The sequence below is a fragment of the Rhizobium sp. CF142 genome (genome assembly GCF_000281145.1).
Taxonomy (GTDB): Bacteria; Pseudomonadota; Alphaproteobacteria; order Rhizobiales; family Rhizobiaceae; genus Rhizobium.
The window spans coordinates 14,400-34,251 of record NZ_AJWE01000104.1 but is presented as its reverse complement, the minus strand read 5'-3'; the positions used below and the strand labels follow the sequence as shown (position 1 = coordinate 34,251).

General features: G+C 59.8%; 20 protein-coding genes. 3 read left to right on the top strand and 17 right to left on the bottom strand.

Annotated elements, in window-relative coordinates:
• Positions 1 to 68: 68 nt before the first annotated feature.
• On the top strand, positions 69 to 374 hold the full coding sequence (locus PMI11_RS24285; protein WP_007822466.1) for a hypothetical protein: 306 nt from the start codon (positions 69 to 71) through the stop codon (positions 372 to 374).
• Between the two features lie 245 nt (positions 375 to 619).
• Here PMI11_RS24285 and PMI11_RS24280 read toward each other — a convergent pair whose 3' ends face one another.
• From PMI11_RS24280 to eno, 14 genes are all read right to left on the bottom strand, one after another.
• Positions 620 to 1,066 carry a type II toxin-antitoxin system RatA family toxin gene (locus tag PMI11_RS24280; protein WP_007822465.1) on the bottom strand — a complete coding sequence of 149 codons (447 nt, stop codon included), beginning with the start codon at positions 1,064 to 1,066 and terminating at the stop codon, positions 620 to 622.
• Between the two features lie 9 nt (positions 1,067 to 1,075).
• Positions 1,076 to 1,660 (bottom strand): hypothetical protein, encoded by a 585-nt coding sequence (locus tag PMI11_RS24275; protein WP_007822464.1) that lies wholly within the window; start codon positions 1,658 to 1,660, stop codon positions 1,076 to 1,078.
• A gap of 12 nt (positions 1,661 to 1,672) precedes the next feature.
• Complete coding sequence (locus PMI11_RS24270) at positions 1,673 to 2,269, bottom strand: hypothetical protein (RefSeq protein ID WP_007822463.1); 597 nt, start codon at positions 2,267 to 2,269, stop codon at positions 1,673 to 1,675.
• 161 nt (positions 2,270 to 2,430) lie between these two features.
• Entirely contained in the window at positions 2,431 to 3,402 is a 972-nt protein-coding gene (lipA, locus tag PMI11_RS24265; protein WP_007822462.1) for a lipoyl synthase, read from the bottom strand.
• A gap of 105 nt (positions 3,403 to 3,507) precedes the next feature.
• Positions 3,508 to 3,756 carry a GlsB/YeaQ/YmgE family stress response membrane protein gene (locus tag PMI11_RS24260; protein WP_007822461.1) on the bottom strand — a complete coding sequence of 83 codons (249 nt, stop codon included), beginning with the start codon at positions 3,754 to 3,756 and terminating at the stop codon, positions 3,508 to 3,510.
• A 12-nt stretch (positions 3,757 to 3,768) separates the two neighbouring features.
• The gene (locus tag PMI11_RS24255; RefSeq protein WP_007822459.1) at positions 3,769 to 4,023 is read right to left on the bottom strand and encodes a GlsB/YeaQ/YmgE family stress response membrane protein; all 255 of its coding nucleotides are present in this window, start codon (positions 4,021 to 4,023) and stop codon (positions 3,769 to 3,771) included.
• Between the two features lie 79 nt (positions 4,024 to 4,102).
• On the bottom strand, positions 4,103 to 5,548 hold the full coding sequence (lpdA, locus tag PMI11_RS24250) for a dihydrolipoyl dehydrogenase (protein ID WP_007822456.1): 1,446 nt from the start codon (positions 5,546 to 5,548) through the stop codon (positions 4,103 to 4,105).
• A 16-nt stretch (positions 5,549 to 5,564) separates the two neighbouring features.
• Positions 5,565 to 6,143 carry a GNAT family N-acetyltransferase gene (locus tag PMI11_RS24245; RefSeq protein ID WP_007822454.1) on the bottom strand — a complete coding sequence of 193 codons (579 nt, stop codon included), beginning with the start codon at positions 6,141 to 6,143 and terminating at the stop codon, positions 5,565 to 5,567.
• A 2-nt stretch (positions 6,144 to 6,145) separates the two neighbouring features.
• Complete coding sequence (locus PMI11_RS24240; protein ID WP_007822452.1) at positions 6,146 to 6,787, bottom strand: SGNH/GDSL hydrolase family protein; 642 nt, start codon at positions 6,785 to 6,787, stop codon at positions 6,146 to 6,148.
• Between the two features lie 21 nt (positions 6,788 to 6,808).
• Positions 6,809 to 8,152 (bottom strand): pyruvate dehydrogenase complex dihydrolipoamide acetyltransferase, encoded by a 1,344-nt coding sequence (locus tag PMI11_RS24235; protein ID WP_007822450.1) that lies wholly within the window; start codon positions 8,150 to 8,152, stop codon positions 6,809 to 6,811.
• Between the two features lie 15 nt (positions 8,153 to 8,167).
• The gene (locus tag PMI11_RS24230; RefSeq protein ID WP_007822447.1) at positions 8,168 to 9,550 is read right to left on the bottom strand and encodes a pyruvate dehydrogenase complex E1 component subunit beta; all 1,383 of its coding nucleotides are present in this window, start codon (positions 9,548 to 9,550) and stop codon (positions 8,168 to 8,170) included.
• Between the two features lie 15 nt (positions 9,551 to 9,565).
• Entirely contained in the window at positions 9,566 to 10,612 is a 1,047-nt protein-coding gene (pdhA, locus tag PMI11_RS24225) for a pyruvate dehydrogenase (acetyl-transferring) E1 component subunit alpha (RefSeq protein WP_007822445.1), read from the bottom strand.
• A gap of 146 nt (positions 10,613 to 10,758) precedes the next feature.
• A complete protein-coding gene (locus tag PMI11_RS24220; protein ID WP_007822443.1) occupies positions 10,759 to 11,079 on the bottom strand; it encodes an FtsB family cell division protein in 321 nt (106 codons plus the stop codon).
• Between the two features lie 145 nt (positions 11,080 to 11,224).
• Positions 11,225 to 12,499: a phosphopyruvate hydratase gene (eno, locus tag PMI11_RS24215; RefSeq protein ID WP_007822437.1), complete on the bottom strand. Its 1,275-nt coding sequence runs from the start codon at positions 12,497 to 12,499 to the stop codon at positions 11,225 to 11,227.
• Positions 12,500 to 12,978: 479 nt separating this feature from the next.
• On the opposite strand from eno, the gene PMI11_RS24210 reads away from it, so the two are divergent.
• The gene (locus PMI11_RS24210; RefSeq protein WP_007822435.1) at positions 12,979 to 14,790 is read left to right on the top strand and encodes a methyl-accepting chemotaxis protein; all 1,812 of its coding nucleotides are present in this window, start codon (positions 12,979 to 12,981) and stop codon (positions 14,788 to 14,790) included.
• A 13-nt stretch (positions 14,791 to 14,803) separates the two neighbouring features.
• Here PMI11_RS24210 and kdsA read toward each other — a convergent pair whose 3' ends face one another.
• Entirely contained in the window at positions 14,804 to 15,652 is an 849-nt protein-coding gene (gene kdsA / locus PMI11_RS24205) for a 3-deoxy-8-phosphooctulonate synthase (RefSeq protein ID WP_007822434.1), read from the bottom strand.
• Positions 15,649 to 16,536, bottom strand: a complete 888-nt coding sequence (locus tag PMI11_RS24200) for a VOC family protein (RefSeq protein ID WP_007822433.1) — start codon at positions 16,534 to 16,536, stop codon at positions 15,649 to 15,651. The genes kdsA and PMI11_RS24200 overlap by 4 nt, the downstream gene beginning before the upstream one ends.
• 195 nt (positions 16,537 to 16,731) lie before the next feature.
• Between PMI11_RS24200 and lexA the strand changes: the two genes are divergently transcribed.
• The gene (lexA, locus tag PMI11_RS24195; RefSeq protein ID WP_007822432.1) at positions 16,732 to 17,457 is read left to right on the top strand and encodes a transcriptional repressor LexA; all 726 of its coding nucleotides are present in this window, start codon (positions 16,732 to 16,734) and stop codon (positions 17,455 to 17,457) included.
• On the opposite strand, the gene PMI11_RS24190 is transcribed toward lexA, so the two are convergent.
• On the bottom strand, positions 17,438 to 19,813 hold the full coding sequence (locus PMI11_RS24190; RefSeq protein WP_244430674.1) for a ComEC/Rec2 family competence protein: 2,376 nt from the start codon (positions 19,811 to 19,813) through the stop codon (positions 17,438 to 17,440). The genes lexA and PMI11_RS24190 overlap by 20 nt on opposite strands.
• Positions 19,814 to 19,852: the final 39 nt, after the last annotated feature.

The following is a 19,852-nucleotide window of genomic DNA, read 5'->3' as shown; positions in this document are numbered from 1 at the left end:
GGAACAAAACGCAGGAATTTCAGTTTCTGCCGCGTGTAGGCAAAAACCGGTTTTGAAGGAACGGTCAAATGAGATACTTGGCATGCATCGGTGTCGTCTTGAGCCTCGCCTGCGTTTCGGCGGCTGAAGCACCGTCCAACTATCAGGTTTATGGTGGCGTGCGGGTGGATTCCGATCCCATTCTGCTGCGCAAATACGACCATGCGCTCCGCCGCTGCCAGCCGGAAGCGCTGGGCTATCGCGGATCGCCTGATACCACCAGCCTGATCTACAACGCGGCGCTCAGGGGCTGCCTCTATCGCTACAGCTTCATCGACCGTGGCTCCTACGCCTATCCCGCGACACAGATCTTCGACCATTTCTTCGATCGCTGACCAAGAGCCTTTCCTGGTTAGATTGAAGCATTCTGCCGGAGCAGGTTTTCGTCAGGATCAGAAGCGGGCGAAGGGCATACCTCGTGGTACGTCCGAGCCGGTCGCTTCTGATCCTGGCGGAAAGATGCCCGGCCCTTGCTGGTTTGCAGGCAAACCACCGGGGTTGGCTGAAACGGGCCGCCTGATCGACCGGCCGACTCCGTTTGAGCCAACAGAATGCTTCAATCTAACCAGGAAAGGCTCTATCAGCCGTAGATCGTTGCTGCCCGTTTTTCGAAGGCGTCCGTGAACATGCGGAAGGCCCTGTCGAACATTGACCCCATGAGCGCGCCGAGAATGCGGCTCTTGAACTCATAGTCGATGAAAAAATCGACCGTACAGCCGCCGCCTTCCGCCTCGACGAACCGCCAGCGGTTGTCGAGGTAGCGGAACGGGCCGTCGATATATTTGACGTCGATGACGCGCTCGGCCCTGTTGAGCAGGACCTGGGTCGTGAAGGTTTCGCGGATCGCCTTGTAACCGACCGTCATGTCGGCGATCAGCAGTTCCTTGCCGTCGCGCTCCTTGCGGTTCTTCACCGACAGGGCTTCGCAGAGCGGCAGAAATTCCGGATAATGTTCGACATCTGACACCAGGTCGAACATCTGGTCGGGCGTGTGCGGGACAGGGCGATGCGTTTCGAATTGCGGCATGAAGCGCAGTTAAGCCGGGACACCGAGAAGATCAAGAAGCGCTCGCATCTGGCGGCGGGATTTCACCTGCAAAACGGGCACATGCGGTCCGTGGGCCGCAATGGCTGATGTCACGCGCGGCGAGAATTTCTTCTCGAAGGTCCAGATGAACTCCAGAAACTGCCAATCGACCTTCTCGATGCAGCCGGGTGCCATTTCCGGGCGTGTGCGGCCGATGTGCTTCAGCCAGCGGGTCACGACTCCCCAGACGCAAAGCAGGCGCGGCATCCGCACCCAGATGACGATATCGGTGCGCGGCAAGCGGATATCGAAAGTGGACGGATTGGTGCCATCCATGATCCAGCGCTCGCCGGCAATCCTTTCGACGATCCGCTGGCGCTGTTCTTCCTTGCCGCGTTCCACCCAGCCTGGCAGCCAGAGGATATCACTGTCGATCGACAGATAGGTCAGGTCGAAATGGCGCGCCAGTTTCTGAGCAAGCGTCGACTTGCCGCCGCCCGAGCAGCCGATGACCAAGATGCGTCTCGCGTCACGAATCTGCCCGGCGGCAAAGGCGTCGACATAGTTGATCGTTGCGTCGGTCTGCCGCTCCATCCCTCCGCTCCTCTAGTCGTTTCCAGCCGGCAACAGGGAAAGAAGTTCATCGCTCTCCTGAAAAGACCTGAGTGTCAGCACCGGGATGCCGCGGCCGTGGCTTGCCAGTATCGCCTCGAATTGCGGAGCCTCCCGCTTTTCGAAGGTCCAGATATATTGCAGGAATTTCAGGTCGATCTTCTCAGGGCATCCCGGCGCCATTTCCGGCCGGGTCTGGCCGTAATATTTCCACCAGCGCCGGAGCACACTGCTGACGGCGACGCTGCGCGGCGGACGGCGCCAAAGCACGATATCGGTACGCGCCAAGCGAATAGGCAGTGTGCCGGGGCTGTTGCCGTCCATGATCCAGCGTTCGCCGGCAACGGCATCGCGGATGCGCTGGACAAATTCTTCGCGCGGACGCAGCTTCCAGCCGGGCAGCCAGAAGATATCACGGTCCATGGATACATAAGTGAGGTGAAAACGGCGCGCGAGCGCCTGGGCAAGTGTCGACTTGCCGGTACCGGAGCAGCCGAAAATCAGAATGCGCTCGGCATTGGGAATTATATCGGCTGCCTCCGCAACAGAGACCGCGCGAATGGGTTCAGGCGACGTCGTCACTTGATGCATGGCAGACTCGCTTTCGAAAGAACGCCTTCGCGGACAGGTGTACGTGCGAAGAGCGGCGTGCTGGCTAACTGCTTCGTGTGACCTGATGATGACAGCGAACCGCACAAAGAAAAACCGCGGCGAAAATCGCCGCGGTCCCATCAAAAACAAGGGGTAAGCTCTTACTCCGCTGCCATCAGCAGCTTCTTCTCGCGCGCAGCCTTGAGTCGGGCGAAGTCGTCGCCGGCATGGTGCGAGGAGCGGGTCAGCGGGCTCGAAGCCACCATCAGGAAGCCTTTGGTGTAGGCGACCGTCTCATAGGACTTGAATTCTTCCGGCGTGACGAAGCTCATGACCGCGTGATGCTTGCGGGTCGGCTGCAGATACTGGCCGATTGTCAGGAAGTCGACATCCGCGGTCCGCAGGTCGTCCATCAGCTGAAGCACTTCATTGCGCTCCTCGCCGAGCCCGACCATGATGCCCGACTTGGTGAACATGGTGGGGTCCAGTTCCTTCACGCGCTGCAGCAGGCGGATGGAATGGAAGTAACGGGCACCCGGGCGAACCGTCAGATAGTTGCCGGCGACCGTTTCCATATTGTGGTTGAAAACGTCGGGCTTGGCAGCGACGACCCGCTCCAGGGCACCGGGCTTCTTCAGGAAGTCGGGTGTCAGGATCTCGATCGTCGTCAGCGGCGAAGCGGCGCGAATTGCCCAGATGACCTTTTCGAAATGCTCGGCGCCGCCATCTTCCAGATCGTCACGGTCGACCGAGGTAATGACGACGTGGCTGAGGCCCATCTGCTTGACTGCCTTCGCGACGTTTTCCGGCTCGGCCATGTCGAGTGCGTTCGGCTTGCCGGTCGCGACGTTGCAGAAGGCGCAGGCGCGCGTACAGATCTCGCCCATGATCATGAAGGTAGCGTGCTTCTTGTCCCAGCACTCACCGATATTGGGGCAGCCCGCCTCTTCGCAGACGGTGACGAGCTTGTGCTCCTTCACGATCGAGCGGGTCTCGGCGTAGCCCTTCGAGTTCGGCGCCTTCACACGAATCCATTCAGGCTTGCGCAGAACCTCCGTATCCGGGCGATGCGCCTTTTCCGGATGCCGTACGCGCTTTGCGTCTGGATTGATCGTGTCGAGAATGGTCACCATGTCAGTTCAACTTTCCGCCGCCCATGCGGCCCGGATTGTCATATTGCGCATCATTCCTTTGTTCAAATCTTTCGATCTCAACGTGATGCGCTCTATCTTCGCGCTTTATCTTCGTACCAGACGCGCGAGGAATATCAGCAGGCAGGCGCCGATAAAACCCGTCACGAAATAGCCGAGCCTGCCGCCGACAACCTCGATATGGAACTGCGCCAGGACGGCGGTCGCGACAACCGAGCCGACAATGCCGAGCACGATGTTCAGCAGGATGCCATAACGCGCCTCCATCAGCTTTCCCGCGAGCCAGCCCGCAAGTCCGCCGATGATGATTGCCGAAATCCAGCCGATGCTTTCCATCCGTCCGTTACCCTACGCTATCGCCCTTGCGATCAGCACCACGACAATGGCGCCGACAGTGGCGTGGATGATTTGAACCACCAATGCATTTTCAATGCCCAGAGAAATCCCCAATGCATTGAACAAAAACCCGCCCACGAACGCGCCGATGATGCCGCTGAGCAGGCACCGTATCAACCCACCACCGCCGACGACCAGGCTTGCGAGAAAGCCCGCGACCAGGCCGATCAGCAGAAAGATGAGAAGCGACTGCGTACCCATAGACATGATGATTTCCTTTCGTTTTTTCCACCCCGGAGCAGGTTGGATTTTTCACTCCGGGGATAGAGGGCGCACCAGGAAATTATCAAGCGTTCAGAACGCGGCCGTAAGCATCGAGCACGCTTTCCTTCATCGTCTCCGAAATGGTCGGATGCGGGAAGATCGTGTGCATCAGTTCTTCTTCCGTCGTCTCCAGGTTCATGGCGACGACGAAGCCCTGAATGAGTTCGGTGACTTCAGCGCCGACCATGTGGGCGCCGAGCAGTTCGCCGGTCTTCTTGTCGAAGATCGTCTTGACCAGCCCCTGGTCTTCGCCGAGCGCCACGGCTTTGCCGTTGGCACTGAAGGGGAAGCGACCGACGCGGATATCGCGGCCCTGCTCCTTGGCCTTTGCTTCTGTGAGACCAACAGATGCGACCTGCGGGTTGCAATAGGTGCAGCCCGGGATCTTAAGCTTGTCCATCGGATGAACGTTCGGCAGGCCGGCAATCTTTTCGACACAGACGACGCCTTCATGCTCAGCCTTGTGGGCCAGCAGCGGCGGGCCGGCAACGTCGCCGATCGCGTAGATGCCGGGCACGTTGGTCTTGCCGTAGCCATCGATGGCGATGAAGCCGCGATCGGTCTTCACACCGATAGCCTCTAGGCCGATGCCTTCGACATTGGCCTGCACGCCGACGGCCGAAATCATACGGTCTGCGGTGATCGTTTCCGTCGTGCCATCCTTCTTCTCGATGGTGGCAGTGATCGAGTTTGCGCCCTTCTCCACCTTGGTGACCTTGGCCTCCAGATGGATCTTCATGCCCTGACGCTCGAACTGCTTCTTGGCGAGAGCGGAGATTTCCGCATCCTCGACCGGCATGACCTGGCTCATGATTTCGACGACGGTGACGTCGACGCCCAGGGTGCGGTAGAAGCTTGCAAATTCGATGCCGATGGCGCCCGAGCCCATGACGAGCAGGGACTTCGGCAATTCATCGGCCTTCATCGCTTCGAAATATGTCCAGATCAGCTTGCCATCCGGCTCGATGCCCGGCAGCGCACGCGGACGGGCGCCGGTCGCAACGATGATGTGCTTGGCCGTATAGGTGCCTTCGCCGAGCGCATTCTTCGGCACCGGGCCCATCGGCTCCATCGGCTTCTTCGTCGTCTTGGAAACCACGATCTCGCCGGGTTTGGTGATCTTTGCCTCACCCCAGATGACATCGACCTTGTTCTTCTTGAACAGGAAGCCGACGCCGTTGTTCATGCGATGCGCAATACCACGCGAACGGGTGACGATCGCCTTGATATCGGGCTTGATCGTGCCTTCAAGCACCAGGCCGTAATCCTTGCCGTGCTGGGCGGTATGCAGGACGTCAGCCGAGCGCAGTAGCGCCTTGGTCGGAATGCAACCCCAGTTGGAGCAAATGCCGGCGAGATGTTCGCGCTCGACGCAGGCGACCTTGAGGCCGAGCTGTGCGGCGCGGATGGCGGCAATATAACCGCCGGGACCGGAACCGATGACGATGACGTCGTAGGATTGAGCCATTGCTTTCCTGCCTTTGTTACGCTCCCGCACGGGTCATGAGAACCCATGCGTGCTTTTTGCTGTTATCGAAGAGCGGCACGGCATTCATGCGCACCTCTTCCGAAAATCCGTTTCTTCCGTAAAGCGACAGAGCCGCTTCGTTACTATCCGACGTGATCAGGCTGACCGGCAGCCCGTCTGCCCTCGCGAGCTGATCTTCCAGCAGCCTCTTGCCGATGCCGATACCGCGCATATGGCGATAGACCGCGAGACTGCCAATGAACCAGTTTCCGATCACCGATCTCTGCATCGCCAGCATCGGCTCTATGGCCGGATGCCGCGCTTCGAGATCGCGTATACCTTCATCCACTTCGTAACCGATCGCCATTCCGGCGATCTCGTCATAGGCCTCGCCGATGACGGCGTTCTTCCAGCCGCCGAGCGCCTCGTCGCTCATCTTCAGCCGGCCCCGCTCCAGCGGTGTATCGCTCATGCCGCTTGCGACATCGGCAAACCAGAGCCATGAGGCAAAGCCGTGAGAAGCAATATCCGCCAGGATCGCCAGTTCCGAAGCATCCCGGCGGGAGGCCTGTCGGAGAGCGAGAAAGGCAGTCATCGTCAGAGGCCCAGCATCATCCGCACGATGGGCTCAAGGCCACGACCGAGCGCACGCGTATTCTCCGCATCGAGGTGAATACCGTCGATCGGCGTCGTCTTGGCGACGGAATTGCCGTCGAAGAAGCCGCAGCCGAGTTCATCAGCGAGATCACGGTAAAGCGTCGGAAGCTTTGCCGATTCCTCGATACCACCGGGGAACGATGCCGCGAAGGGCACGTTGCCCGTCGCGCAGATTGCCGGCGGCGCCACGATCAGGATCTCCGGGCCATCGAATTCGAAGGGCCAGGCATGATTGCGGATCAGCCGCACCAGGCGACCGATGCCCTGGCATGCCGCAAAGGCCGAGCCGGCAACAACCGGCTTCATGTCATTGGTGCCGAGCAGTAGGATAACGAGGTCGAGCGGCGCATGCGTCTGCAGAACAGTCGGCAGAATGCGTGCGCCGTTGCGATCGCAATCGGCAAGATGGTCGTCAAAGGCGGTGGTGCGGCCGTTCAGGCCTTCCGCGATGACGCGCGCGCCGCTTCCGAGCGTTGCCTGAAGCACGCTCGGCCAGCGGTTCTCATAGGCATGACGGCCGATCGTGTCGGCGTCATAGCCCCAGGTCAGCGAGTCACCATAGCAAAGAACAGTCTTCGTCATGTTCGCCCTCCCGCGTCCTGCTTAGACCAGCATGCCCATCGGATTTTCGATGTAGCCCTTGAAGGCCTGCAGCAGTTCAGCACCGAGAGCACCGTCAACGCAGCGATGGTCAGTCGAGAGCGTCACGGTCATGACCGTCGCAATCGCCATTTCGCCCTTCTTGACGATGACGCGCTGTTCACCCGCGCCGACAGCGAGGATCGTCGCATGCGGCGGGTTGATGACGGCTGCGAAATTCTTCACGCCCATCATGCCCATGTTGGAGACCGATGTCGTACCGCCCTGATATTCCTCAGGCTTCAGCTTGCGGTCCTTGGCACGCTTGCCGAGATCGCGCATCTCGGTGGAGATGGTCGACAGCGTCTTCTCCTCGGCCTTGCGGACGATCGGGGTGATCAGGCCGCCAGGGATCGAGACAGCCACGCCGACATCGGCGTGCTTGTGCTTAACCATGGCATTTTCGGTCCAGGAGACGTTGGCATCCGGAATGTCGCGCAGCGCCAAAGCCATAGCCTTGATGACCATGTCGTTGACCGAAAGCTTGTAGGCCGGAGCGCCGTCCTTGCGGGGGGCCGCGTCGTTCAGCTGGGCACGCAGCGCCATCAACGCGTCGAGTTCGCAATCGACCGAAACGTAGAAATGCGGAACGGTCTGCTTGGATTCGACGAGGCGACGGGCAATCGTCTTGCGCATGCCATCATGCGGCACGAGCTCGTAGGAGCCCGGCTCGAAGAGCTTGAGCACGGCTTCGTCCGAAGCGCCCTTCGGAGCGGCAGCGGCCGGAGCCGGTGCAGCAGCCTGCGGGGCAGCTGCAGCAGCAGCCGGGGCCGCCTTGGCGCCACCACCTGCAGCGGCAGCCTCAATATCGCTCTTGACGACACGGCCATGCGGACCGGTGCCGGCAACGGCGGAAATATCGATACCGGCTTCCTTCGCAAGACGGCGGGCAAGCGGAGAGGAGAAGGTGCGTGCGCCGTTCGAAGAGACTGCAGCCGACGCCGGAGCCGACGGTGCCGGAGCAGGTGCGGCCTCAGCCTTTGTTTCGGCCTGCGCCGGAGCAGCGGCAGCCTTCGGTGCCGGAGCGGCAGAGCCGGCGCCGCTTGCAGCAGCGGCGACATCTTCGCCATCAGCGGCGAGAACGGCGATCAGGGCATTGACCTTGACGCCTTCGGTGCCGGCCGCGACGACGATCTTGGCGACCGTTCCTTCGTCGACGGCTTCGACTTCCATCGTCGCCTTGTCGGTTTCGATCTCGGCGATCACATCGCCGGACTTGACCTTATCGCCTTCCTTGACCAGCCATTTGGCCAGATTGCCTTCTTCCATGGTCGGAGAGAGGGCGGGCATCGTGATATTGATCGGCATCGAAAGGCCCTCCCCTTATTTGTAGCAAACGGCTTTCACCGCATCGACCACTTCGCCGACATTCGGAAGCGCGAGCTTCTCGAGGTTGGCAGCGTAAGGCATCGGTACGTCCTTGCCGGCAATCGTCAGGATCGGCGCATCGAGGTAATCGAAGGCCTGCTGCATGACGCGCGTGGCGATTTCCGTGCCGACGGAGTTCTGCGGGTAACCTTCCTCGACGGTGACCAGACGACCGGTCTTCTTGACCGATTCGATGACCGTCGGAAGATCCATCGGACGAAGGGTGCGCAGGTCGATCAGTTCGACATCGATACCGATCTTTTCGAGTTCGGCAACCGCCTTCGTGGCATAGGTCATGCCGATACCGAAGGAGACGACCGTGACATCCTTGCCCGGACGGTGGATGCGGGCCTTGCCGATCGGCAGCACGAAATTGTCGAGCTTCGGCACATCGAAGTGCTGGCCGTAGAGAATTTCGTTTTCGAGGAAGACAACCGGGTTCGGATCGCGGATCGCGGCCTTCAGCAGGCCCTTGGCGTCGGATGCCGTGTAGGGCATGACGACTTTGAGGCCGGGGATCGCGCTGTACCAGGCGGCATAATCCTGGCTGTGCTGGGCGCCGACGCGAGCAGCAGCGCCGTTCGGGCCGCGGAAGACGATCGGAGCGCCCATCTGGCCGCCCGACATATAGAGCGTCTTGGCAGCCGAGTTGATGATCTGGTCGATCGCCTGCATGGCGAAGTTGAAGGTCATGAACTCGACGATCGGCTTCAGGCCCGACATGGCGGCACCGACGCCGACACCGGCAAAGCCGTGCTCGGTGATCGGGGTGTCGATAACGCGGCGAGCGCCGAATTCCTGCAGAAGGCCCTGGGTAACCTTGTAGGCACCCTGGTATTCAGCAACTTCCTCGCCCATGACGAAGACGCTGTCATCGGCCCGCATTTCTTCGGCCATGGCGTCACGAAGGGCTTCGCGCACCGTCATCGACACCATCTCGGTACCGGCGGGAATTTCCGGATCGTTCGGCACGAAAGCCTTGGGCTCGGCCGGGACCGGAGCAGCAGCCGGCTTTTCTTCCTGGGCAACGGGTGCCGCAGCGGCCGGAGCCGGCTGAGCGGCAACCGGAGCGGCGGAAATCGCGTCGGCGGATTCGCCGTCCTGAAGCAGGATAGCGATCTTGGCATTCACCTTGACGTTTTCGGTGCCGGCCGGAACGAGCAGCTTGCCGATGACGCCTTCATCGACGGCTTCGACTTCCATCGTCGCCTTGTCGGTTTCGATTTCGGCAATGACGTCACCGGACGTGACCTTGTCGCCTTCGTTCTTGAGCCACTTGGACAGCGTGCCTTCTTCCATCGTCGGAGAAAGGGCGGGCATGAGGATATCGATAGGCATGGGTTCCCTCCCCGATTAGAGCAGAATGTCGGTGTAGAGCTCGGATGCATCCGGCTCCGGATCGGCCTGGGCGAAATCGGCGCTGTCGGCAACGATATCGCGGACTTCCTTGTCGATCGCCTTCAGATCGTCTTCGGTCGCCCAGCCCTTCTCCATCACGCGCAGACGGACCTGCTCGATCGGGTCCTGCTCGGAGCGCATCTTCTGCACTTCTTCCTTGGTGCGGTACTTCGCCGGGTCGGACATGGAGTGACCACGATAGCGATAGGTCAGCATTTCCAGGATGATCGGACCCTTGCCCGAGCGGCAGTGCTCGAGCGCCTCATCGGCGGCTGCCTTGACGGCGCGAACATCCATGCCGTCAACCTGCATGCCGGGAATGCCGAAGCCGAAGCCGCGGAGCGAATAGTTCGACTGCGCGGTAGCACGGGCCGTCGAGGTGCCCATGGCGTAGCGGTTGTTTTCGACGATGTAGATGATCGGCAGTTTCCAGAGAGCAGCCATGTTGAAACTCTCGTAGACCTGGCCCTGGTTGGCGGCGCCGTCACCGAAATAGGCGATCGAGACGCTGTCATTGCCGCGGTAGCGGTTTGCAAAAGCAAGGCCCGTTCCCAACGAAACCTGTGCGCCGACGATGCCGTGACCGCCGTAGAAATGCTTCTCCTTGGAGAACATGTGCATCGAACCGCCCTTCCCGTGGGAATAGCCGTTGCGGCGGCCGGTCAACTCGGCCATGACGCCGCGTGCTTCCATGCCCGTAGCCAGCATATGACCGTGGTCGCGATAGGCGGTGATGACCTGATCGCCTTCCTTCTGCGCCATCTGCATGCCGACGACGACAGCTTCCTGGCCGATATAAAGGTGACAGAAACCACCAATGAAGCCCATGCCATATAGCTGGCCCGCCTTTTCCTCGAAACGACGGATGAGCAGCATCTCGCGATAAGCCTTCAGCTCCTCGTCGCGATCGAAATCGGCGATCGGACCGCCATTCGATGCCTTGGCTGCGGATTTCGCACTGTTTTTGCGGCTGGAAACGGTCGCGGTTTTGCGCAACGCCATTCAACCCTCCCTATGGGTTTATCGGTTCTCAGGTGGCGCGTACCATAGGGAAGAAAAATGACCACAGCAATGCCATAATTGCATGGCTCATATTCGCAGGTAAATTATTGATAAAAAACAGGAATTTTTGATTAACCTAGATTCGGTTAATTGCGGTAGTGATTGTAAATGACAATCTCATCCGCGCGCGACATATTGAGCTGATATCGCGCCTTTTCGTCGAGCATATCCTTGTCCAGCGAACCATCACTCAAGAGCGCTACCTGCGCCTCCAGATGCTCGCGCTTGACCTTCAGCACGGCCAATTCCTTCTCACGCGCGACACGCTGGCGCTCGAACGCCTCCGTCGCACGCAGACCATAGTCACCGTGAATGCAATGATAACCGAAATAGGAGAGGAAGGCGACCGTCATGGCCGGAATGACGAAGCGGCCGGTCTTTCTCTTCTTATGATGCTTTGTCCACATACACGCATGCTCTAACGCATTACCAATCGTTTCAATTTAGCGCGCAGAGATTAACCGTTCGTTGACTCAAAACCCTTCCTGGGCAGACTCAACAAAAAACCCGCGCCGAAGCGCGGGTTCCAAATGCCTGATTTATCAGTTCGTATTAGCCGCGAATGATAGAGCGGCCGGCATACTGAGCCTGCGGGCCGAGACCTTCTTCGATGCGGATCAGCTGGTTGTATTTGGCAAGGCGATCCGAGCGCGACAGCGAGCCGGTCTTGATCTGGCCGCAGTTGGTGGCAACTGCGAGATCGGCGATCGTGGAATCTTCCGTTTCGCCCGAGCGGTGCGACATGACGGCGGTGTAGGCTGCCTTGTGCGCGGTGTTGACGGCATCGAGCGTTTCCGTCAGCGAGCCGATCTGGTTGACCTTGACGAGGATCGAGTTGGCGACGCCCATGCGGATACCGTCGCGCAGGCGAGCCGAGTTGGTGACGAACAGGTCGTCGCCGACGAGCTGGCACTTCTTGCCGACGAGATCGGTCAGCGTCTTCCAGCCTTGCCAATCGTCTTCTGCCATGCCGTCTTCGACGGAAATGATTGGATACTTGCCGACGAGTTCGGCGAGGTATTCGGCCATTGCGCCCGGTTCGAGCGTGCGGCCTTCGCCTTCCATCACATACTTGCCGTCCTTGAAGAATTCCGTCGAGGCGCAATCGAGGCCGAGATAGATGTCCTCGCCCGGCTTGTAGCCGGCTTTCTCAACCGACTTCATGATGAAATCGAGGGCTTCCGGAGCGCTCTTCAGGCCCGGTGCAAAACCGCCTTCGTCGCCGACGTTGGTGTTGTGCCCCTGGGCGGCGAGTTCCTTGCGCAGCGTATGGAAGACTTCCGAGCCCATGCGGACGGCTTCACGGATCGAGTCTGCACCAACCGGCAGGATCATGAATTCCTGAAAATCGATCGGGTTGTCGGCATGTGCGCCACCGTTGATGATGTTCATCATCGGAACCGGCAGCAGGCTGGCCGAAGCGCCACCGACATAGCGGTAGAGCGGCAGGCCGGAAGCCTCCGCGGCAGCCTTGGCAACAGCGAGCGAAACGCCGAGGATGGCATTGGCCCCGAGGCGCGACTTGTTCGGCGTACCGTCGAGCTCGATCATGATCTTGTCGATCTGGATCTGATTTTCAGCATCGATGCCGCCGATGGCGTCGAAGATTTCGGTGTTGGCGGCTTCGACGGCCTTTTCAACACCCTTGCCGAGATAGCGCTTGCCACCATCGCGCAGTTCGACGGCTTCATGCGCGCCGGTAGAAGCACCCGAGGGAACAGCCGCACGGCCCATGCTGCCGTCTTCGAGATAGACATCGACTTCGACGGTGGGGTTACCACGGCTATCGAGAATCTCGCGGGCGATGATATCGGTAATTGCAGTCATGGTTTTTTCCTGCTCGGTGGGTGGATAAATCGTTTGAAACCGTCTTAATCGAAGGTGCGCAAATTACAATGCCGCAATTTTGCACACTCAGGCAGCGCATCAGACGTGGCCTATAGCACAATCATGTCAGGGTTTTGAAGGGAACGGCAGTCAATCGACGGTCAGCATATCCCACCCATCGAAAAACGATAAACTGTTTATCCGGGCAGAATGTTGGCAAGCCGCCGCCGTCGGCAGCAACCCACGGCTGAAAATTCCTGCAACAGCCCCAATTTTGGACGGCTTCCCGCCCTTTGATTTCAGCCTTCGGTAACCATCCTCACTTAATTTTAGATGCTTGGGCGAGACCCTCAAAGTCAGTCGTTCCGGCCGCTCAGGAAAATGAGTAACGGCTGAGACGAACAACTGCGGTTTCCCTCAAAAAACAACCATTACGGGATTTTATCGACTCTCTTGGCGGCATCTCATATGAGGCACAGATGAAACTCAATATTGCACGCAGCCTTGCCATCTTCGGTGCCGTTGTCATCCTCGGACTGGTGACCTCCATCGGCTTGCAGAATTACGCGTTCAACCTGCTTCGCGTGAACGGACTGATGTATAAACAGATCATCTATGGCAAGGATCTCGTCGCCGATATTCTCCCGCCGCCGCTCTATGTCATCGAACCCTACATGCTCGCGCTCGAAGCCGTCGAGCAACCGGCCTCGGCAACGGCCAATATCGAACGCATCCGAACGGTTCTGAAGCCGGCTTATGAAGACCGCCGCAAATACTGGTCAGAAACGCCGCTCAGCGCCGATCTCAAGCGCAAGCTTCTCGGTGATGTTCTCGTCAAGGGCGATGCCTTCTGGCAAGTCATGGATGAGGAGGCGGTGCCCGCAATCCTCAAGGGCGACAAGGCCGCCGTCGAACCGGCGCTCCTCAAGCTTGCGACGAATTTTCATGTTCACGAAAAGGCCGTGAACGAACTCGTGGCGATGGCAAACGCCTTCCAGGCGGATGCCGAAAAGCAGGCTGCCGAACAGACGGAACTGCTCTCCACCGTTACACTATCCGCCGCCGCGCTTTCCTTCGTGCTCATCGTTGCCGGGCTCTACACGTTCCGCCGGCGCGCGATCGTGCCGCTATCGGCGATGCGCGACTACATGGCGGTCCTCGCAAACGGCGACTATTCCCGCGAAGTTCCCTATGTCAGACGATCCGACGAAATCGGAGAAATGGCGCGTGCAGTCACGGTCTTTCGCGAATCGGCGGAAGAACGGAACGCCATCCGCGCGCACCAGGACGAGGAACGGCAGGCACAGATGCGCCGCGATGCCGAACTCGACGCATCGAAGAGCGTGGAGAATGCCACGCGTCAGCGCGTCATCGAGAGCCTGAGCGCCGGCCTGGAGCGTCTTTCACGCGGCGACCTGACCGTGCGTCTCGACGAGCAGTTCGCCAACACTTATGAAAAGCTTCGCGAGACCTTCAATACCAGTATCATCATTCTTTCCGATGCCATGAAGGACATTTATGCCGCCACGAATACGGTCGGCGACAGTTCGCGCGAAATCGCACTCAGCACCAATGATCTGGCACAGCGCACCGAGAGCCAGGCTACCTCACTCGAGCAGGCGGCTTCGGCGCTGGATCAGATCACGGTCACGGTGAAAAACTCCTCGGAGCGTGCCCAGGAAGCCAATGCGATGATGTCGGCCACGAAGGAGAGTGCGGCGCATTCCGCCGAGATCGTTCGCGAAGCGGTTACCGCGATGGAGAAAATCGAGGAATCAGCGGTCAGGATCGGCGATATTATCAACGCCATCGATGAGATCGCCTTTCAGACCAATCTTTTGGCGCTCAACGCAGGCGTCGAGGCAGCACGCGCCGGAGACGCCGGGAAAGGCTTTGCCGTCGTCGCTCAGGAAGTCCGCGAGCTCGCTGGCCGCTCCGCCAATCTCGCCAAGGAGATCAAGCTTCTCGTCGAGACGTCGTCGCGGCAGGTTTCCGCGGGCGTGGCACTTGTCAACCGCACCGGCGAGGCACTCGGCGATATAGACCGCCAGGTGCTGCAGGTGACGGCGCTGATCGAAGCGATCGTGCGCTCGTCTTCGGAACAGTCGGTCGCGCTCGTCGAGGTCAACGCTGCCGTCAACCGTATGGATCAGGTGACACAGCAGAATGCGGCGATGGCCGAGGAGACGAACGCCGCCTGCCAGGATCTCGGCAACGAGGCGTCCCATCTCGGGCGCATGCTCTCCCGCTTCGCACTGGAGGAAAGGCGCCAGTCCCGCGCGGCAGCCTGATGCTGCCTGCCGTTCAGGCGGCCTTGGCGATCGCGTCGAAGGCGAGAAGCTTCTCGAGAAGCCGTGGCATATCCTTGAGATAGACCATGTTCGGCCCGTCACAGGGCGCGTTATCCGGGTCCTGATGGGTTTCGATAAAGACACCGGCGACGCCGACAGCCACGGCTGCACGGGCCAGCGTCTCCACGAACTGCCGCTCTCCGCCGGAGGTTTCCCCCTGCCCACCAGGCTGCTGGACTGAATGCGTGGCGTCGAAAATGACGGGTGCGCCCGTTGCTGCCATGATCGGCAGGGAACGCATGTCGGAGACCAGCGTATTGTAACCGAAGGAAGCGCCGCGCTCGCACAGCAAGATGTTCGGATTGCCGCTCTGGTTGAGCTTGCCGAGCACGTTCTTCATATCCCAAGGCGCCAGGAACTGGCCCTTCTTGACGTTGATAACGCGGCCGGTCTTTGCCGCAGCCACCAGGAGATCCGTCTGACGAGACAGGAAGGCCGGTATCTGCAGGATGTCGACGACCTTGCCCACTTCGGCGCATTGTTCTTCAGTGTGGATGTCGGTCAGAACCGGAATGCCGAGTTCCTTCTTGAGATCGGCAAAAACCTCCAGCCCCTTTTCAAGGCCGACACCGCGTTTGCTCGACAAGGAAGAGCGGTTCGCCTTGTCGAAGGAGGTCTTATAGACGAGCCCGATGCCGAGCTTGGTGCACAGTTCCTTCAACGTGCCGGCAACCATGAACGCATGGTCGCGGCTTTCCATTTCGCAAGCGCCGGCAATCAGCGACAGGCGTGCGGCATTGGAGAAGGTGACCTTGCCGGCGCCCTCGCCGACCGTCACAACGGAATTGGTAGTGGAGCTCATGATGTTTCCTCGAAAGCGAAGAGCACGCCCTGGCCGGGCGCGGGCTTCACCAGAATACGGTTGCCCTTGCGTGTGTAGGTCACCCCGTTAGCAGCCAAATGCGCTTCTGTCACGGCCAGATCGCCAACCGCAAAGAGGATTGCCCGGCCGCGCAGGCCGCGATCGATATCCGGCGTCGCCAGATCGAAATAGGCCTCCAGCCCCTGCGGGGTCATCAGGCTGATCTTTGCGTTCCCGGTGGGCACGTCCAGCCCGAAACTCGTGACATCAGCAGAAGCTGCTTTTACCGCCGAGCGAAGGAACTCGCCGAAGGCTGTCGGCTCGGAGGCTGCGAGCGCGATCTCGGCAATACCTGTCACGCCATTGGCGTGGGCCTCCAGCACGCCGCGATCGGCGGGAAGCGGGTTGATGCGTTCGACAGCGAAGAGAAAGAAATCCGGTGCCCGGAGGTCGGCAGCGAAGGCAAGCCGGAAGCCGGCAATGCTCTCCGTGCCATCCGGCATTTTCACAGGGCGTTCGAACTGCAGCACAGAACCGGCACTGATGCTGCCCTTCACGAATCGAGCATGTTCGTGCTTTGCATCCGCTGTGGCGAAGGCGATGGCGGACAGCCCCTCGCTGCCGCAGCGGAAGCGGAAAGCCTGATCGCGGGCCGTGAAGACATTGCCCTCACGTGCCGTCACCTCGCTCTCCTCGACGCTCGCAACACCGAGCGGCTCAAGATAGGTTTTGTCGGCAAAGAAAACGCAGGCATTCTCCGTGCCGAAGGGATGGCGGGCATCGGGCGCGACGGTAAAGCCCAGCTTGCCCAGCCTTTCGCGGGCTAGGTCGATATCGGTAACCGGCAAAACGAGATGATCGATCGGAAGCGTGTCTTGGCTCATCGGTTCTTCTCCCAGCAGTGACAAGGAGATGTGCTTCAGCAAGTCTCATGAAACAAGGCCAGACAGGCATAAGGGCGATAAAAATCAAATTCTCGACAGATTGAACAGAAGTTTTACGAAAATTTAGCTACTTGCGGAACACATATGGAACATATAGTGTCCGTTCTGGATTTGTTTCAAGACTGGGGAGACGCCATGCTCACGCGCAAACAACAGGAACTCCTTCTTTTCATTCATGAAAGGATGAAGGAGTCGGGCGTTCCACCGTCTTTCGACGAGATGAAGGACGCACTGGATCTGGCCTCGAAATCCGGTATCCACCGGCTGATCACGGCGCTCGAAGAACGCGGCTTCATTCGCCGGCTTCCGAACCGGGCGCGCGCGCTCGAAGTCATCAAACTGCCGGAAGCCTACAGCCCGAGCCTGCAGCCTCGGCGCGGCTTTTCGCCGAGCGTCATCGAGGGCAGCCTCGGCAAGCCCCAGCCCGTGGCACCTCCCGCCTCGGCAAAGCCGGCACCTGCTGCCGATAACGGCAATGCGGTCTCCGTTCCCGTCATGGGCCGCATCGCCGCTGGTGTTCCGATCTCGGCAATCCAGAACAATACGCATGACATCACCGTTCCCGCCGATATGCTCGGCTCCGGTGAACATTATGCGCTGGAAGTTCGCGGCGACTCGATGATCGAAGCCGGAATCTTCGATGGCGACACGGTCATCATCCGCAATGGCAGCACGGCCAATCCAGGCGATATTGTCGTCGCGCTCGTCGATGACGAGGAAGCAACGCTCAAGCGTTTCCGCCGCAAGGGCGCATCGATTGCGCTCGAGGCTGCAAACCCCGCTTACGAGACCCGCATCTTCCCGCCGGATCGCGTCAAGGTCCAAGGCAAGCTCGTCGGTCTTATTCGCCGCTATCACTGACCGGCGACAGATTAGCGTCTGCGAATGTGTTGCTGCGCCAATCATAGGCGCGGTGGCGTATCCAGGGTCGCCCCAATGTGTCGAATGCGGTTGCGACCTCAACTCCCTTATCGGTGAATCGAAGTTCGACAGAACCTGTCTTGCGCAGCGTCTCGCCGGTAAAGAGCAGCGCGCCGGAATGACAACGGTCGAAGCGCAATCGGACAGGGGTCACGACAATATCAGCCGTATCACAGGCTGGCCCGAGATAGGCAGCATTGTCGATGACGGTCAGTTTCTTTCCATTGCCGAGCAAGGTGGTGCACCAGGCGCCCTTCAGGCAGGAGAAACGTGACGACGGGCTAGTGGCGACTGCCTGTCTCATTGCCTCTCTGGCTTCATTCCGTTGATCGGGTGACAGTTGCAGTCTTTTGCCGTCAGGCGCAGTGGGCGCCTTGGCAGCCTGGAGCATAACCGGCTTCTGATGCTCTTCGACGGCAAGTGCCCTCTGCCATTGTTCGAAGATGAAGGCGGGCGGCTTTTCACGGTTCGAAGCCATCGCCTCTCCATCGATTATAGCGACCAGGCCGCCATCTTCAGAGATGGCGATGTCGGGCATCGCCTCCGACGGAAGCAGCACAACAGCGAGCGTTGAGACCGCGACAATTGCCGTTCCCATGTGCCGCAGCCGGGTTCTGAGGAGGGTCAGCAGCAGAAATCCGAAAACGGCGGTCGGGAAATACCAACCGGGCAAGCGACCTATATCTATGTTGCCACCCCATCCCGCTACTGCCTTTGCGATTGTGATCACCAGATCGAGCCCGAAGCCTGCCACCTGCCATAGCCAGCCGTCCAGACCAAAAGGCATCAGGAGCATTGCCAGCATCCCGGCCGGCATGACGATGAAGGAAATGACCGGCATGGCCGCGAGATTTGCCGGAAGGCCATAGGCCGTCAGCCGGTGGAAATGCTCGATCGAAAACAATGCCGTCGAGAAACCACCGATGAGCGACGTCAGGAAAACGCCACCGAAGAATCCGCCGACCATGACGAAGGGCTTCATGATCGGAAGTTTGGCAAAGGCATTCTCACGCATCGGCCGCCCTTTCCAAAGGTCGTATCCGGCGACCAGGGCAAGTGTTGCGGCGAAGGACATCTGGAAACTCGGCCCCAGCACCTCCGATGGCGAGACTGCGAGGATCACGAGAGCGGACAGCGCCACGTTTCTGAGGCTGATCGACGGACGGTCGAAGAAGACGGCAACCAGCATAATCGCCATCATGATGAAGGCACGTTCGGCAGAGACGGCAAAACCCGAGATCAGATAGTAGGCTGTCACCGCAGCAAGCGCACCCGCCGCCGCGATCTTCTTGGTTGGCCACGCCTGGGCAATGCCGGGAAAGAGACTGAGAATGACTCGCAGCCCGACAAAGAAGATGCCAGCTGAAAGCGCCATGTTGAGGCCGGAGATCGCGATGATGTGGGCAAGGCCGGATTGCCGCAACGCCTCCGTCGTTTCATCCGAGATCGCCCGTCTCTCGTCGGTGACAAGGGAAGCGGCAAAGGCGCCGGTGTCGCCGGGTAGTGTGGAGCGGATCCGATCGCCGATGCCGCTTCTCAGGCGGTAGAGCGACTCCAGGATGGTCCCATCGACCGAACTCGCTCGTTCCGGCTGTTCTGCAACCCTCTTCGGTGCTCCATAGAAGAAGCCGTTGGCACCAATGCCGTCAAAATAGGCGCTGAAGGCAAAATCATTAAGGTGGGGGAGCGCCGGTCCCGCCGGAGGCGTGAGACGTGCCCTGCCCTCGATGACGTCGCCGAGTTCGAACGGCTGGGTGGCTCCGCGGACGAGCACGGAGATGCGGTCGGGCGGACGCTTGATCTCAGGAGCATCCGTTCCGGTGACGTCAAGAATATAACGCCAGCGCCCTTGGCCATCGCCTTCTCGGCGCTCGATCCGGCCGGTCACCGTTGTCGTTACGGCTGAATCGAGGATCAGGGTCTTTGCCCGCCATGTTTCGATCTGCGCAGAGAGCATTCCACCGGCAAAAAGAAGCAGAGCAAGCAGCGTCGCCCGCAGTCTCGTCCGGGCATAACCGCAGAGCGCAACGGCAATGAGGAGAACAAGCAGGCAGAGACCGAGCGACACGGCCGGAAAGTCCGAGGCCGCTAGAAACCAGGTCGCGGCACCCGCACCAAGGAAGACCGGCGAGAAGAGGATGAGGCGACCGTGGCCAGCCTCTTCCGCGGCCATCCGCATCGACGACCCGACGTATCGTTTCGCAACAGTCACCAATCGCCATCGAAATGGGATCGCAACCTGGGTCCGAGCCGATTGCGTCACAATGGCGTGCGGGGCAACGCCAGCAAAATCCATCTTTTCATCAATGGATTGCTCTTGTCGTTCTCTTGTCTC